General features: G+C 68.1%; 11 protein-coding genes. 4 read left to right on the top strand and 7 right to left on the bottom strand.

Going from position 1 to position 16,589, the window contains the following annotated elements:
* From E2F46_RS16875 to E2F46_RS16855, 5 genes are all read right to left on the bottom strand, one after another.
* On the bottom strand, positions 1-416 hold a 416-nt coding region (locus E2F46_RS16875; protein ID WP_133323752.1), incomplete at its 3' end, for an ESPR-type extended signal peptide-containing protein.
* Positions 417-1,030: 614 nt separating this feature from the next.
* Positions 1,031-4,909: a phosphoribosylformylglycinamidine synthase gene (gene purL / locus E2F46_RS16870; protein ID WP_133323751.1), complete on the bottom strand. Its 3,879-nt coding sequence runs from the start codon at positions 4,907-4,909 to the stop codon at positions 1,031-1,033.
* 70 nt (positions 4,910-4,979) lie between these two features.
* Positions 4,980-5,795 (bottom strand): thioredoxin fold domain-containing protein, encoded by an 816-nt coding sequence (locus tag E2F46_RS16865; RefSeq protein WP_133323750.1) that lies wholly within the window; start codon positions 5,793-5,795, stop codon positions 4,980-4,982.
* A 539-nt stretch (positions 5,796-6,334) separates the two neighbouring features.
* Positions 6,335-7,285: a site-specific tyrosine recombinase XerD gene (gene xerD / locus E2F46_RS16860; protein ID WP_133323749.1), complete on the bottom strand. Its 951-nt coding sequence runs from the start codon at positions 7,283-7,285 to the stop codon at positions 6,335-6,337.
* Positions 7,286-7,309: 24 nt separating this feature from the next.
* Positions 7,310-8,152 carry a glycoside hydrolase family 16 protein gene (locus tag E2F46_RS16855; RefSeq protein ID WP_133323748.1) on the bottom strand — a complete coding sequence of 281 codons (843 nt, stop codon included), beginning with the start codon at positions 8,150-8,152 and terminating at the stop codon, positions 7,310-7,312.
* Positions 8,153-8,234: 82 nt separating this feature from the next.
* Here E2F46_RS16855 and E2F46_RS16850 point away from each other — a divergent pair, with 82 nt between their 5' ends.
* Entirely contained in the window at positions 8,235-8,762 is a 528-nt protein-coding gene (locus E2F46_RS16850; protein WP_243720498.1) for an RDD family protein, read from the top strand.
* A 457-nt stretch (positions 8,763-9,219) separates the two neighbouring features.
* Here E2F46_RS16850 and lptG read toward each other — a convergent pair whose 3' ends face one another.
* Both lptG and lptF read right to left on the bottom strand, forming a co-directional pair.
* On the bottom strand, positions 9,220-10,335 hold the full coding sequence (gene lptG, locus E2F46_RS16845; protein WP_133323747.1) for an LPS export ABC transporter permease LptG: 1,116 nt from the start codon (positions 10,333-10,335) through the stop codon (positions 9,220-9,222).
* Positions 10,336-10,345: 10 nt separating this feature from the next.
* Positions 10,346-11,422: an LPS export ABC transporter permease LptF gene (gene lptF, locus E2F46_RS16840; RefSeq protein ID WP_133323746.1), complete on the bottom strand. Its 1,077-nt coding sequence runs from the start codon at positions 11,420-11,422 to the stop codon at positions 10,346-10,348.
* A gap of 140 nt (positions 11,423-11,562) precedes the next feature.
* On the opposite strand from lptF, the gene E2F46_RS16835 reads away from it, so the two are divergent.
* From E2F46_RS16835 to E2F46_RS16825, 3 genes are all read left to right on the top strand, one after another.
* Positions 11,563-13,041 (top strand): leucyl aminopeptidase, encoded by a 1,479-nt coding sequence (locus E2F46_RS16835; RefSeq protein WP_133323745.1) that lies wholly within the window; start codon positions 11,563-11,565, stop codon positions 13,039-13,041.
* A 73-nt stretch (positions 13,042-13,114) separates the two neighbouring features.
* A complete protein-coding gene (locus E2F46_RS16830) occupies positions 13,115-13,540 on the top strand; it encodes a DNA polymerase III subunit chi (protein WP_133323744.1) in 426 nt (141 codons plus the stop codon).
* A gap of 145 nt (positions 13,541-13,685) precedes the next feature.
* Positions 13,686-16,562 carry a valine--tRNA ligase gene (locus tag E2F46_RS16825; RefSeq protein WP_133323743.1) on the top strand — a complete coding sequence of 959 codons (2,877 nt, stop codon included), beginning with the start codon at positions 13,686-13,688 and terminating at the stop codon, positions 16,560-16,562.
* The last annotated feature ends 27 nt before the right edge of the window (positions 16,563-16,589 follow it).

Here is a 16,589-nt window from a genome sequence, read left to right as displayed (position 1 = left end):
AAATCGTTGCCCGCGATCGCGCCGGCACCGAACGCCGCGGACGCATCACCGCTGGCCACGCTCTCCGCACCCACCGCCGTGGAAAAATCGCCGCTCGCTTCGGCAAACGCGCCAACGGCAACTGCATCCTCGCCAGACGCCGTCGCCGAGCCATCGAACACGCACCCTCCTGCAATCTCTGCAGCGCCCGTATCGATGGTGCAGTCGTAGTTGCCGCCCACCTCCACCGATTGCGCGAGCGCCAGTGGAGGCACCGTACCCAGCACAAGCGCCAGCATCGCGGGCAACACAAGGCGACGGCCGCCAACTGGACGGATGTCGACCTCGCTTCCAGCGCTGTCGCCGGTTGCCAACTCGGAAGCCACGACAACCTGGTTCAGCGATTTGTTCCAGACCTTGCGATAGATGCGATTCATTCCGGCAGTCCCTATGGATTGTATTGGCGAGAAAAAAGCGAAAACGCCCCCGTCGCACGTCGCCAGAGGCGATGCGAACGGGCGCGAAGATCAGGTGTGGATTGGTGCGGAGGGGTGTGGCAGGTCGGGCGCGGTCTCGCGCGTCTTGCAATCACTCAGTGCAGACAACTGAACCCCCCCGGAACCGTAAACTGTGACCCGATACTCGCGGGCCACGAGGGATTGGTCAAGGGTCTGTGCAACAGGAGAGGATGTAATGAACGGGCCTGCCACATTCAGGAGGCGACCGGGGATTTATCGCTTCATGTTCCTGAAGCCATTTCGAAGATCGCTGCAAAGAACTGAATCAAAAGGAATCTGCAGATACCCGTCCGAATGGGTGTGTCGCCCGGGCCTGGTCGGGTGTTCACGCTGACCGCGATGATCCAGGCGTTCGATCACGTGATCACGCAGGCATCGGATCGCTGCAGACTTGTGGGCACACCCTTGATCGCGCTTGACGCACGTGGACGCTTCGAGTCGATTGCACAGGCGGGCATTCCCCGACCGGAGGTTGCCTTGAGGCCAGCAGCGATGCCGTCGCCCACCCTGGCCCCCGAACCGCATGCCGACGCCTACCCCATCCAGACGCGCACGTTGCGAAACATCCGCAGCCAGGGAGACGCCTCGCACCAATCTGCAGGTGCCCAGCTGAAGTTCGCGCTGCGCAGCGTGCGCTCGGGATGCGGCATCAGGATGGTGGCACGGCCGTCTTCGCTGCAAAGACCCGCGATGGCGTCGGTCGAGCCGTTGGGATTGGCCGGATACCCGGTTGCATGCGCGCCTGCGCCATCGACATAGCGCAGGGCCACGCGTGCGGCGGCGGCGTCACCCTCTGCATCGAACGCAGCCCGGCCCTCGCCATGGGCAATGGCAACGGGGATGCGCGAACCAGCCATGCCGCTGAAGAACAGCGACGGTGACCCGGACACCTCCAGCAGGCCCAGTCGCGCTTCGAACTGTTCGCTGCGGTTGCGCAGGAACCGGGGCCAGTGCGAGGCACCGGGGATGACGTCCTTCAGCTGCGACATCATCTGGCAGCCATTGCAGACACCCAGCGAGAAGGTGTCGCCGCGGGCGAAGAACGCAGCGAAGGCATCGCGCAACGCATTGCGCTCGAGGATCGACGTTGCCCAGCCGCGTCCGGCGCCCAATACGTCGCCGTAGCTGAAGCCACCGCAGGCCACGAGGCCGGAAAACCCATCCAGCGCAACGCGTCCGGACACCAGGTCGTCCATGTGCACGTCGATCGCAGTGAACCCTGCCTGGTCGAAGCCGGCCGCCATCTCGACCTGGCCGTTGACGCCCTGCTCGCGCAGGATCGCGACGCGCGGCCGCTTGCCGGTGGAAACGTACGGTGCCGCGATGTCTTCGGCAGGATCGAACGTCAACCGTGGCCCCAGGCCCGGCGCATCGAACGCACGCGCCGACGCACGCTCTTCATCCGCGCACTCCGGATTGTCGCGCAGCCGTTGCATGGCATGGCTGACCGACCACCACGCATCGAACAGTTCCTGCCAGCGCCATTCGGCGATGGGCTCGCCCTCCTGCAGTACGCGGATGGTGTCCCCGGCCGCAGGTCGCGCGATGCGTTGCGCACACTCCACCAGGCCGTGGCGGGCGATGAGGTCGGCGAACTCGGCACGATCCTCCCCGTGGATCTGCACCACGGCGCCCAGCTCCTCCGCGAACAGGGTGCGGAAGGCATCGTCGGCGCGGTCCTCGCCCCAGCCATCGAGGTCGATGTCGAGGCCACGATGCGAACAGAACGCCATCTCGCACAGCGCGGCGAACGTGCCGCCGTCGGAGCGATCGTGGTAGGCGAGCAAGACGCCGGCCTCGCGCGCATCGCGGATCAACTCGAAGAAAGCACGCAACCGATCCGGCTCGTCGAGGTCCGGGCAGGCGCCACCGAAGGCATCGAAGCATTGCGCCAGGATCGAGCCGCCCAGGCGCTGCTTGCCCGCGCCCAGGCCGATCAGCCACAGCTCGGTGTCGGGTGCCGTCGACAGCAAGGGCGTCAACTGCAGGCGCACGTCGGCCACCGGCGCGAACGCGGTGACCACCAGCGACACCGGCGACACACTCTTGTGCATCTCGCCATCGGCGCGCCACTGCGCCTGCATCGACAGCGAATCCTTGCCGACCGGGATCGACAGGTCGAGCTGCGGGCACAGTTCCATGCCCACGGCCTGCACTGCATCGAACAGTTTCGCGTCCTCGCCTTCGTGGCCGGCCGCGGCCATCCAGTTCGCAGACAGCTTGATGCGCTCCAGCGCATCCACCGGCGCGGCGCACAGGTTGGTGATGGCCTCTCCCACCGCCATGCGCGCGGCCGCGGCGGAGTCGATCAGCGCCAGCGGCGTACGCTCACCAATCGCCATCGCCTCGCCGGCATCGCCCTCGAAACCGCTGAAGGTGATCGCACAATCGGCCACCGGCAGCTGCCACGGGCCGACCATCTGGTCGCGTGCGGTCAGCCCACCGACAGTGCGGTCGCCGATGGTCACCAGGAAACCCTTGGCCGCGACCGTGGGGTGCGACAGCACACGCAGGCCCGCCTCGCGCAGGTCGACCACCTGCGTGTTCAGGCCGCGCCAGCGCACGGGCGCCGGGCGCTGTGTATCGCGATGCATCTTCGGCGCCTTGCCGAACAGCACGTCCATGGGCAGATGGATCGGCGCCGTGTCGGGCACGTCGTCGACAGTCGCGCCATAGCCAGCGACCAGGTGTTCCAGCGCCGTTGCATGGCCCACCACCGCGAACGGGCAGCGCTCGCGCTCGCACAGCGCGGTGAATTCGTCCACGCGATCGACCGGGATGCCGAGCACGTAGCGTTCCTGCGATTCGTTGCACCACAGCTGCATCGGCGACAGCGAGGGATCGTCGCTGGGCACCTTGCCCAGGTCGATCACGCCGCCCACGCCGGAATCGTGCAGCAGTTCCGGGATGGCGTTCGACAGGCCGCCCGCGCCCACGTCGTGGATCGACTGGATCGGGTTGCGCTCGCCGAGCGCAACGCAGCGGTCGATCACTTCCTGGCAACGGCGTTCCATTTCCGGGTTGTCGCGCTGCACCGAGGCGAAATCGAGGTCTTCGGCGCTTTCGCCGGAGGCGACGGAACTCGCCGCGCCACCGCCGAGGCCGATCAGCATCGCCGGCCCGCCCAGCACGATCACCGCGTCGCCGGGCCGGAGCTTGCGCTTGTCCACCATCGGCCGGTCCATCGCGCCGAGCCCGCCGGCCAGCATGATCGGCTTGTCGTAGGCGCGCGGCGGCTCGCCGTCATGCTGCAGTTCGAAGCTGCGGAAGTACCCGAGCAGGTTCGGGCGGCCGAACTCGTTGTTGAACGCGGCCGCGCCCAGCGGGCCGTCGAGCATGATCTCCAGCGCCGGTGCCATGCGCGGGTTCAGCGCGCGGGGCCGTTCCCACGGCTGCGGCAGCGTCGGAATGCGCAGGTGCGACACGCTGAAGCCGACCAGGCCAGCCTTCGGCTTGCCGCCGCGCCCGGTGGCGCCCTCGTCGCGGATCTCGCCACCGGCGCCCGTGCTGGCGCCCGCGAACGGCGAGATCGCGGTGGGATGGTTGTGGGTTTCGACCTTGATGCAGAACGCGCTGTCCCGCACCGGCTCGGCGCGGTACTCGTGCGTGGACGGGTCCGGACGGAAGCGGCGCGCGGCATACCCTTCCACCACGGCCGCGTTGTCGCTGTACGCCGAGAGCGTGTGCTGTGGCGTCTGCGCATGGGTGTGCTTGATCATGCGGAACAGCGATTGCGGCTGCGCCTCGCCATCGATGGTCCACGAGGCGTTGAAGATCTTGTGCCGACAGTGCTCGGAGTTGGCCTGCGCGAACATCATCAGTTCGACGTCCGACGGGTCGCGACCCAGTTCGGCGTAACGCTGGCGCAGGTAGTCGATCTCGTCCCCGGCCAGCGCGAGCCCCAGCCGCGTATTGGCCGCCTCCAGGTCCGCCAACCCGATGCGTTCCACCTCTCCGCGCGTCGGCGTCGCGAACAGTCCGCCTGCGGCATCGTGCGAGGCCAGCAGCGATTGCGTCATCGGGTCGTGCAGTTGCTTCGCAAGCGCGGCCCGGGCGTCCGCGTCGTCCGGCCAACCCGCGAGGTCGATCCGCATGCCGCGCTCGACGCGCCGTACCGGCTGGCCGGCGCCGCGCAGCAGTTCGGTGGCCTTGCTGGCCCAGGGCGAGATGGTGCCCAGTCGCGGGGCGACGAAACGTGTGGTGGTGCCGGTGTCGGCCGGAGCAGGATCGGGTTGCGCCTGCAGCACGCGACACAGCACGTCTTCGTCCGGCCGCACGCCGTCCTCGGGTTCAACCCAGTAGACATGCCGGGCAGACACGACCCGGATCGACGGCGAGAGGGTCTGCAGGCGGGCTTCAAGCCGCTCGCGGCGGAACGGCGACAGGGCCGGCAGGCCCTCGAGCACGATCATGTCCGGGGGAACCGTGGGTGCGGTGGGGGCGTCATTGTATCGCCCCGCGGGTTCGCCCGGCCGCGACGTCCTACTCGGCGGCCGCAGCCCGCGCGGCCAGGTCGTCGAGCATCGTCAGCAGCGCATCCGGCGGCATGTAGCCCGGCATCTGGGTGCCGTCCTGCGCCAGGATCAGCGGCGTGCCGGTCAGGCCAATGCGCTGGCCGAGCTGGTAGTGCGTGGCAACCGGGTTGTCGCATTCGCGCGGGGGCACGTTGCGGCCGGCCTTCGCGTCGGTGAGGGCCTTGCGGCGGTCGGCCGAACACCAGACCGAGACCATCAGCCGGGCATCGTCGCTATCCAGCCCCATGCGCGGGAAGGCAAGGTACTCGATGGCGATGCCGCGCTTGTTGTAGTCGGCGATTTCCTCGTGCAGGCGGCGGCAGTAGCCGCACTCCACGTCGGTGAATACGGTCACGGTGTGCTTGGGATTGGCCGGCGCGAACACGATGCGCTCGCTCGCGGGGACCTGCTCCACCAGGCCGCGACGCACCTTCGACAGGCCCGCCTGGCTGAGGTCACGCTTCTGCTGGACATCGAACAGGTTGCCCTGCAGCAGGTACTTGCCGTCGTCGCTGACGTAGATCGCCTGGCCCGAGACCACCACTTCGCGGAACCCCGGGATCGGCGCTTCATCGATCAGTTCGATGGCCAGGTTGGGGTTGATCGACAGGATGGCCTGGCGCGCGCGGTCCTCGGGCGTGCCCGGCGTCGTCTCGATCTGCGCCACGGCAGGCGCGGCGGCCGACGCGGCATTGGCCGGGTCCTGCGCAGCCTCGGCGTCGGTCTGTTGCGCGCAGGCGGTCAGGCTGAAGGCGCTGAACAAGGCGATGAAAAGTGGCTTCATGGGGCGAATGCAACTGCGGAAAGCGGGGATTGTCGCACGGGGCGGCTGTCTGGCCGGTGGATGAAAACACCCCGGGCCGCGACTTTCGGTGGCGCCGGACCTGCGGCACCCTGCGTCCGCGCCTGCCCCTCGCTCGGGGAAGAACCCGTTTTGGCTGGGTATTCGCGATCCTTGTGCTGCATGCCGCGCGTTGCGTTCCCTGGCACATGGCGTCACGCCATCCATGGCGATGCTTCAACCGCTTCGGAAACCCCGGCTCGGCCATCCGTGGCCGGGCGCTCGGCGAGCCCACGAGGCAGTGCCTCGCAAACGCGTGTCTTGTCTGCTCATCCGGCCCCGCGAAGCACGCGGGGCGTTCGGAGACCCTGCGCGGCAGTGCCGCGCAAGCAGGCTTGCCTCATCCGGCCCCGCGAAGCACGCGGGGCGTTCAAAGACCCTGCGCGGCAGTGCCGCGCAAGCAGGGTCTCCTCATCCGGCCCCGCGAAGCACGCGGGGCGTTCGGAGACCCTGCGCGGCAGTGCCGCGCAAGCAGGGTCTCCTCACCCCCTCGGGTGGTGTTTTGCGTGGAGCTGCTTGAGCTTTTCGCGTGCCACGTGGGTGTAGATCTGCGTGGTGGACAACGAGCTGTGGCCCAACAGCATCTGCAGCGCACGCAGGTCGGCACCGTGGTTCAGCAGGTGGGTGGCGAAACTGTGGCGCAGGCCGTGCGGGCTGATGCGGGCCGGGTCGATGCCGGCCGCGGCTGCATGGCGCTTGATCGCCGACCAGAACTGCTGCCGTGTCGGCGCGGTGCCGGACGGGTTGACGAACAGATCAGACAGGGATCGCTTGCCGGCCAGGACCGGCCTGGCTTCGGCCAGGTAGCGCTCCAGCCAGTGCTGCGCCTCTTCGCCCAGTGGCACCAGTCGTTCCTTGCTGCCCTTGCCCATCACCCGCAGCACGCCCTGGCGCAGGTTGACGGCCGTCGCCGGCAGGTTGACCAGCTCACTGACGCGCAGGCCGCAGGCGTACATCAGTTCCAGCATCGCGCGGTCGCGCAGCCCGACGGGCGTCTGCACGTCAGGCGCGCCCAACAAGGCATCCACCTGCCCCTCACCCAACGCCTTCGGCAAGGCGCGCACCGGACGCGGAGGCTCCAGCAGCGCGGAGGGATCATCGTCGCGTTGCCCACGGCGCACGCAGGCGGCGTAGAAGGTGCGCAAGGTCGACAGCAGGCGTGCATTGCTGCGCGGCGAGTAGCCGGACTGGCTGCGCCACTTGAGGTAATCGAACAGGTCGCTGCGCTGCGCACCCGCCAACCCGCCTTCGCGGTCGCGCCAGCGCGCCAGCCCCTGCAGGTCGCGGCGATAGCTGTCCAGCGAGGCACGCGCCAGCCCCTGCTCCGCCCACAAGGCGTCCAGGAAGCGTTCGATCTCGGTCGTGTCCGTCTCGCGCAGCGGCGGCAGGCGCATCGCCTGCTCGCGACGCTCGGCGGGAGTGCGCGGGCTCATCGCGATCCCGTCACCGGCGTGGGCTCAGGGGTTCTCCAGGGCATGCACCCGCACCCAGTCCACCACCATCGAGGCAGGGAATGCCGTTTCGTCCACGCCCTTCTGTCCGCCCCAGTCGCCGCCCACGGCGATGTTGAGCAGCAAATGGAAGCGCTGGTCGAACGGCCAGGCCGCGGGACCCGTGCCCTCGTTGGCGAAGACGAAGACCTCCTCGCCGTCGATGAAGGCGCGGATGTCGCGCGGCGTCCAGTCGACGCGATAGACGTGGAAATCTTCACCCACGCCCTGGACCCGCTTCGTCGCTGTCTTCTGCGTGCCGATGCTGTGGTGGTAGGCCCCGGTGTGCACGCTGGCGTGGACCACGCCGGGGTCGTAACCCACGTGTTCCATGATGTCGATCTCGCCCGAATGGGGCCAGCCACCGTATGCCTGGTCGGTGGGCAGCATCCAGATCGCAGGCCAGGTGCCCAACCCGGTCGGCAGCTTGGCACGGACCTCGAAACGGCCGTAGAGGAAGTCACCCTTGTGCTTCGAGACCAGTCGCGCGGAGGTGTAGGCATTGCCTTCATGATCCTCTCGGCGGGCGACGATGGTCAGCATGCCCTCGGCGACGTGTACGTTGTGCGCGCGATCGGTGTAGTACTGGAGTTCGTTGTTGCCCCAGCCTGTGCCCCCAAGGTCATATCCCCACTTCGCGGGATCGGGCTGGCCTTCGTAGTCGAATTCGTCCTGCCAGACCGGCGCGTCGCTGAAACGCCACTCGCCCTCACCGAGCGCTGCGTCCGCTGCGGGCACGTTGCCTGCGCGGCCGCTCGGCATGCCCACTGCCATCGTCGCCGCGAGCATCAGGTGCAATACTTGCTTCATCACGCCACCTCCGCGCCACGCATGACCGATTCGATGCCCTGCAGGATACCAGCCCCTAAAGCCACCCATCCGGGCAGGGCCGATGGCTGACGATATGGTCGGCACGGGCCATACGGTCGATTCGCGACCGCGCGCACTCGTCGGCTGGCGGATGCTTTCGTTGCTCTACGACCTGCTGCCGGTGATCGCGCTGTGGTTCCTGGTGGCCGTGCCCTTCATCCTGCTGGACGCCGCGCTGCATGGCGACGTGCGCCATAACATCGCGCCGTACAGCGTGCTGTGGTGGATGCAGTGGTTGGCATGCTGGGGCGCGACCGGGCTGTACGCAACGCTCAGCTGGCGGCGCGGTGGACAGACGCTGGGCATGCGGCCCTGGCGCTTGCGGGTGACGGATGTCGTGGGTGAAACGCCCGCCTGGCGCACGCTCTGGATGCGCTACGGGATCGGCTGCCTCTCACTCGTCGCGGCCGGCGCGGGATTCTGGTGGGCATGGTTCGATCGCGACCGGCTGACCTGGCATGACCGGTATAGCGGCACGCGCACGCTGAGGATGCCGAAGCGCGGGCTGCGCGCAGCGGATGCGGGCGGAGATCGGGTTGCCGACGATTGATCATGCGCTGTGCGCACGTGCGGCGACGGCGGCGACGCGCCATGGACGCTGGCCATTCACTGGCTCCCGCACGCGGCGGCGGGCTTGTCGATCATCGCTGCGGCAGGTGGCGTCTGGCTTGGCTGCACGAAGCACGTGCGGCGTTTCCGGCGCCTGCGCTGCAGTGCAGCGCGTTGGATTTACTGGCGCAAGGCATCGCGCCAGCCATGGCGACGCTACAACGGCTTCGGGTACCCCGGCCCGACCATCCATGGGCGGGCGTTCGCAGGTGGCGCGAGGCAATGCCTCGCAAGCGCTTGCCCCTCATGCTCATCCGGCCCGGCGAAGCACGCCGGGCGTTCGCAGGTGGCGCGAGGCAATGCCTCGCAAGCGCTTGCCCCTCATGCTCATCCGGCCCGGCGAAGCACGCCGGGCGTTCGCAGGTGGCGCGAGGCAATGCCTCGCAAGCGCCACCTGCTTACCCACTCCGTTTGTGGAAGAGGATCCAGGAAACGGCAAGCATGATCATCGGCGGGATCAGGTACGCCAGGCGATAGTCGAACTTGAACACCGCGGCCATCTTCACCACCTGGGTCTGGATCAAGTAGAAGCCCAGCGCAAACACCACGCCGAGGAACAGCCGCCGGCCCACGCCGCCGCCGCGCAGGCTGCCGAACGCGAACGGGATCGCCGCCAGGCACAGTGCCAGCACGTTCAGTGGATAGAACCAGCGGCCCCAGTAGTGCTCCTCGAACTCGCTGGCATCGAGCTGGTTGCGCTGGCGGTAGTCGATACCATCCTTCAGGTCTGCTGCCGACATGTAGCGGGGGCGCCAGATATTGCTGGCGTTCGCCGCCAGCGCCGCGGCATCGAGGTTCGATTCCCAACGCTCCTCGTCGACCTCGGTCTGGGTGACTGCCCGATCCTCGAAATACGTGCGCTTGACGTTGCGCAACAGCCAGCCGCTGGCGCGGTGCTCGGCAACGCCGGCATGTGCAATCGACTGCAGGCGGCCATCGGCACCGAACTCGAACAGGCGCACGTCGTTGAGCTCCAGCCAGGCGCCATCGCCATCGCCATCGGTATGCTCGCGGCCGGTCTGCGCATTGAGGAAGGTGTCGCCCTCGCGCGCCCACAGGCCGGAATACTGGCCCACGATCATGTCGCTGGAACGCGCAGCGGAGCGCATCACGTCGGCGCTGCGCTGCGCCCAGGGCGCCAGCGTCTCGCCGTTGACGACCATCAGGCCCGTCAGCACCAGCAGCGGCGCGGCGACCGACAAGCTCAACCGCTTCCGCGACAAGCCAAGTGCGCGCAGTGCCGTGAGTTCCGAACTCGATGCCAGCTGGCCCAGCGCCATGAGTGCACCAACAACCGCCGCATATGGAAAGGTCATGTATGCACGCCTCGGCACGCTGTGGGCGATGTAGGTCAGTGCGCCGCCGAGGCTGTAGTTGCCCTGGCCGACGTTGCCGATCTCGTCCACCAGCGCCATCACCACGTCCAGGCCCACCAGCACGGTCCAGGTCAACAGCACGGTGCCCAGCACCACGCGCGCGGTGTACAGGTCATGGATTTTCGGGAAGGGCGCCATCGTTCCCGCCTCAGGCCTTCGCCGGACGCTTCATGCGCCCGTCGCTGAAATACATCCACGCGCCGAAGGCCAGCAGCGGCAGCACCAGCCACCACAGCCCCAGCGCGGCGGGGATCTTGCCGTCGGCCAGCGAGTCGGTACCGCTGAGCATCAGCACCATGCCGAACACATAGGCCACGAAGCCGAAGGTGATGCGCCCGTAGCGCGCCTGCCGCGGCGGACTGCGCGCCAGCGGCACCGCCAGCAGCGCGAACGCCAGCGCCAGCAGTGGCGGCGCGAAGCGGAAATGCAGCTGCGCCTTGGCCTCCGGACGCGGGTCGCCGAACAGGGCCAGCGTCGACAGGCGCTCGGGATCGTCCTCGTCCGTGACCTGGTCGGCATCGGGCAGGCGCACGTCGTTGCGGACATAGCGCATGAGCCGGAAATCCTTGCCGCCATCGGCCGGGCCTTCCACGCGGAAGCCATCGTCGAGGGTCAGGAAGCGATCGGTGCCTTCGACGTTGAGCGAGCCGGTCAGCGCCGTTGTGATGTCCATGCGCCCTTCTTCGCCGCGGTAGATGAAGATGCGGCCGAGCTGCGTGCCATCGTTCGACATTGCGTTGGCATACACCACCCCACCCCCGCCGGGCAGCTCGGTGAAGCGGCCGGCCTCCAGCCCGCTGACCAGCAGGGTGCGCTGCCCGGCCTGGATCAGCCGCTGCGAATAGTCTTGCGCCCACGGCCCCAGCCACAGCGAGCACGCAGCGATGAATGCCACCACCGGCACCACCAGCATCAGCACCGGCCGCAGCAATCGCTTCGGGCCGACGCCGCTGGCGATCAGCACCGGCATCTCGCTGTCGCGGTACAGCCGGCCCACCGACAGCAGCAGGCCCAGCATCAGCCCCAACGGCAGGATCAGCGGCAGGTACCGCAGCAACTGCAGGCCCAGCTGCGACAGCATCAGGCCCGCAGGCACGCGGCCACGGGCGATATCGCTCAGCACGTCCGCGAACACGCCGCCCAGGCTGACCACCATCAGCACCACCAGGGCCGCGAACGTGGCCTGGGCGAATTCGCGGAAGAGGTAGCTGTCGAGCTTCGGCATCAGGTGGGGGGTTGCTTTAGACTTGGGGATTCGACCAGCGGGCGCCGCGACGGCGCCCTTGCAGCGAATGCCCGGACCGGGCCGCGATGCTGGACACGAATTGTACGTATCCGCCCACGGAATCCCACGGAATCTGATTGATGAGCCTCGAATTCACCCTGAACCGCGATCCCGCCACCGCCGCACAGGCCGACTGCCTCGTGGTTGGCGTGTTCGCCGACCAGTCGCTCACGCCCACGGCACAGGCGCTGGACAAGGCCAGCGATGGCCGCCTGGCCGCACTGGCCGCCCGCGGCGACCTGTCGGGCAAGACCGGCAGGACCAGCCTGCTGCACGACCTGTCCGGCGTGGCCGCGCCGCGCGTGCTGGTGGTGGGGTTGGGCGATGCCGACAAATTCGGGGTGCCGCAGTACCTGAAGGCCGTGGCCGACGCCGTGCGCACGCTGAAGAGCGGACCGGTGACGAACGCGCTGTTCACCCTGACCGAACTCGAGGTCAAGGGCCGCGACACCGCCTGGAACATCCGCCAGGCCGTGATCGCCGCCGACCACGCCGCCTATCGCTACGTCGCCACCCTCGGGGCGAAGAACAAGAAGCGCGAGGACACGGGTTTGGCCGCGCTGGCGATCGCCGGCAGCGATGGCGCGGCGCTGGCGCAGGGCAAGGCGATCGCAGCAGGCGTCAAGTTCGCGCGCGAACTGGGCCACCTGCCGGCCAACATCTGCAACCCGGCCTATCTTGCCGAACAGGCCACCACGTTCGCGGCGAAATTCGACAAGGCCGAGGCCGAGATCCTCGACGAAACGCAGATGGAAGCGCTGGGCATGGGCTCGCTGCTGGCCGTCGCGCGAGCATCCTCGAACCGCCCGCGCCTGGTGGTGCTGAAGTGGAACAACGGCGGCGATGCCAAGCCCTACGTGCTGGTCGGCAAGGGCATCACCTTCGACACCGGCGGCGTCAACCTGAAGACGCAGGGCGGCGTGGAGGACATGAAGTACGACATGTGCGGCGCCGCGTCGGTGATGGGCACCTTCGTCTCCGCGGTGGGCCTGGACCTGCCGATCAACCTGGTGGTGGTGGTGCCGGCGGTCGAGAACGCCATCGACGGCAACGCCTATCGCCCGTCCGACGTGATCACCAGCATGTCCGGCAAGACCATCGAGGTCGGCAACACCGACGCCGAAGGCCGCCTGATCCTGTGCGACGCGCTGACCTACAGCGAGCGCTTCCAGCCGCAGGCCATCGTCGACGTGGCCACGCTCACCGGCGCCTGCATGGTCGCCCTGGGCCGCCAGGCCTCGGGCCTGATGACCAAGCACGACGACCTGGCCGGCGAGTTGCTGGAGGCCGGCGAGCAGGTGTTCGACCGCGCCTGGCGCCTGCCGCTGTGGGACGAGTACCAGGGCATGCTGGATTCGCAGTTCGCCGACGTCTACAACATCGGCGGCCGCTGGGCCGGCGCCATCACCGCGGGCTGCTTCCTGTCGCGCTTCACCGAAGGCCAGCGCTGGGCACACCTGGACATCGCCGGCAGCGCCAGCGGCGACGGCAAGATGGGCCTGGCCACAGGACGCCCGGTGGGCCTGCTGAGCCAGTGGTTGATGGATCGGGCCGGCTGAGCGGGACACCCGCAGCCCGCGGTCGGCGCGCAGTGTCGCCAGCGGAACTGCACGCCATCCCGCCCGTCTCGACATGCCCAGAGCCGACTTCTACCTGATCGCCAAGCCGCGCTTCCGCGAGGAGCCGCTGCGGCTGGTCTGCGAGCTGGTGCGCAAGGCCTACGAGGCGAACCTGTGGACGCTGGTGCTGGCGCGCGACACCGTGCAGGCCGAGGCGCTCGACGACCTGCTGTGGGACATGGGCGATGACGCCTACATCCCGCACCAGATCGCCGGCCGCGACGACGAGGACGAACTGACGCCGGTGCTGATCGCCGAGCCGCACACCGACGCACCGATGCGGCCGCTGGTGGTCAACCTGCGCGACGCACCGGTGGACGGCGGCTTTGAACGCGTGCTGGAAGTGGTGCCCGCCGACGCCTCCGCGCGGGAACCGCTGCGCGAGCGCTGGAAGCACTACAAGGCGCTCGGTCTCGAGCTCAACAAATACGATATGTAATCGCGCTGCCTGCGCACATGTGCTTTCCCTTCCCCCGCCTGCGGGGGAAGGCGCCCGAAGGGCGGATGGGGGCGCACCGGCCGATGCCCCCACCCCAACCCTCCCCCGCGCGCGGGGGAGGGGGCCGAACCAGCCGCTGACCGCAATGACCAACCCACTCGCTCCTTCCTACGATCCCGGCACCTTCGAATCCCGCCTTTACGCCGAGTGGGAAGCCGCCGGCGTGTTCGCGCCCCGCGGCGACGGCCCTGCCTACACCATCCTGCTGCCGCCGCCGAACGTCACCGGCACCCTGCACATGGGCCACGCGTTCCAGCACACGCTGCAGGACGCGCTGGTGCGCTACCACCGCATGCGTGGCTATCGCACGCTGTGGCAGATGGGCACCGACCACGCCGGCATCGCCACCGAGATGGTGGTGTCGCGCAACCTGGCGCTGGCCGGCAAGGGCGAGACCCGCGATTCGCTGGGTCGCGAAGGGTTCATCGAAAAGGTCTGGGAGTGGAAGCAGCAGTCCGGCGACACCATCGAGCGCCAGATGCGCCGCCTCGGCACCTCGGGCGACTGGACGCGCAGCGTGTTCACGATGGATGCGATGCCTTCGGCGGCGGTGATCGAGGCCTTCGTGCGCCTGCACGAGAAGGGGCTGATCTATCGCGGCAAGCGCCTGGTCAACTGGGACCCGGTGCTGCAGACCGCCGTGTCCGACCTCGAAGTGGTGAGCGAGGAGGAAGACGGCTTCCTGTGGTCGATCCGCTACCCGCTGGCCGACGGCGCCAGCTACGAACACGTCGAATGCGACGCCGACGGCCACGAGACGCTGCGCGAGATGCGCGACTATCTGGTCGTGGCCACCACGCGTCCGGAAACCATGCTCGGCGATACCGCGGTGATGGTGCATCCTGACGATGCGCGCTACGCGTCGCTTGTCGGCAAGGCGGTCCAGTTGCCGCTGACCGATCGCCTGGTCCCGATCATCGCCGACGACTACGTCGATCGCGACTTCGGCACCGGCGTGGTCAAGGTCACGCCTGCGCATGACTTCAATGACTATGCGGTGGGCCAGCGCCACGGCCTGCCGATGATCAATCTGTTCACCGACATCGCGACGGTCAACGACAACGCGCCGCAGAAATACCGCGGCCTCGATCGCTACGACGCACGCAAGGCGGTGCTGGCCGATCTGGATGCGCTCGCCCTGCTGGTCGAAGAGAAGGCGCACAAGCTGCAGGTCCCGCGCGGCGACCGCAGCGGCCAGGTCATCGAGCCCTACCTGACCGACCAGTGGTTCGTCGCGATGGACGAGATGGGCCGCCGCGGCATGGCGCTCTTCGAAAACGGCAGCATCCGCTTCGTGCCGCCGAACTGGATCAACACCTATCGCCACTGGATGGAGAACATCCAGGACTGGACGATCAGCCGCCAGCTCTGGTGGGGACATCGCATCCCGGCGTGGTTCGACGATGCGGGCAACGTGTACGTGGCACGTAATGAAGAGGATGCCTACGCGCAGGCGACGGAAAGGCATGGCGGGTCAAGACCCGCCCTACGCCAGGACAGCGACGTGCTGGAGACATGGTTCTCGTCGGCGCTGTGGCCGTTCAGCACGCTGGGCTGGCCGGATGCCGACGCCATGCGCGAACGCGGCTTCGACGGGTTCCTGCCGACCAGCGTGCTGGTGACCGGCTTCGACATCATCTTCTTCTGGGTCGCGCGCATGGTGATGATGACCGACGCGCTGACCGGCAAGGTCGCGTTCGACGACGTCTACATCACCGGCTTGGTGCGCGACAAGGACGGGCAGAAGATGTCGAAGTCGAAGGGCAACATCCTCGACCCGCTGGACATCATCGACGGCATCAGCGCCGACGCGCTGGTCGCCAAGCGCACCACCGGCCTGATGAAGCCCAAGGACGCGCCGAAGATCGAGAAGGCCACGCGCAAGGAGTTCCCCGACGGCATCATCGCCCACGGCGCCGATCCGCTGCGCTTCACCATGGCCGCCCTTGCGGGACCGGGACGCGACATCAAGTTCGACCTCGGCCGCGCCGAGGGCTACAAGAACTTCTGCAACAAGCTGTGGAACGCGACGCGCTTCGTGTTGATGAACACCGAGGGCCTTACCCTTCCCCCGCAAGCGGGGGAAGGCGCCCGAAGGGCGGATGGGGGCAGCCCGGCATCGCCCGCCACCGACGCCGAGAAGTGGATCCTCTCCCGCCTCGCCAAGGTCGCCGCCGAAGCCGAAGCCCATTTCGCCGCCTACCGCTTCGACCTGCTGGCCCAGTCGCTGTACGAATTCGCGTGGAACGAGTTCTGCGACTGGTTCGTCGAACTCGCCAAGCCCGCGCTCAACGGCACCGATCCGGCCGCCGCCGACAGCACGCGCCGCACCCTGCTGGCGGTACTGGAGGCGCTGCTGCGCCTGCTGCATCCGCTGATCCCGTTCGTCACCGAGGAGCTGTGGCGCCAGGTCGCACCGCGCCTGGGCATCGACGGCAACACCGTCTCGCTGCAGCGCTATCCACAGGCGGCCGATTTCGCGGGCGACGACTTCGCACGCGCCGAAGCCGACATCGAATGGCTCAAGCAGATGGTCACCGCGCTGCGCCGCATCCGCAGCGAACTGGGCGTGTCGCCATCGAGGCAGGTGCCACTGCTGGTGCAGGCCGGCAGCGAACACGACGGCGCGCGCCTGGCGCGTTTCGACGCGCAGCTGAAGTTCCTCAATCGGCTTGAACGCGTCGAGCCGATCGAGGGCGAGCCGCCTCCGGCGGCCGCGGGCCTGGTCGGCGAACTGAAGCTGTTCGTGCCGCTGGAAGGCCTGGTGGACCTCGATGCCGAGCGCACCCGCCTGGACAAGGAAATCGCGCGCGTGTCCGCGGAGAAGGACAAGAGCGGCGCCAAGCTGGCGAAGTTCAGCGACAAGGTGCCCGCGGCCGTGGTCGAACAGGAGCGCCAGCGCCTGGCCGACTGGACCGCGCAGCTGGACGCACTGACGGGCCAGCGAACCCGCCTCGGCTGAGGCCAGCCGCAGCCGGCTGTCAGTCGC

Origin of the sequence: Luteimonas aestuarii (genome assembly GCF_004357985.1) — a bacterium.
Lineage (GTDB): Bacteria > Pseudomonadota > Gammaproteobacteria > Xanthomonadales > Xanthomonadaceae > Luteimonas > Luteimonas aestuarii.
This window is presented reverse-complemented; position numbering and strand designations above follow the sequence as displayed.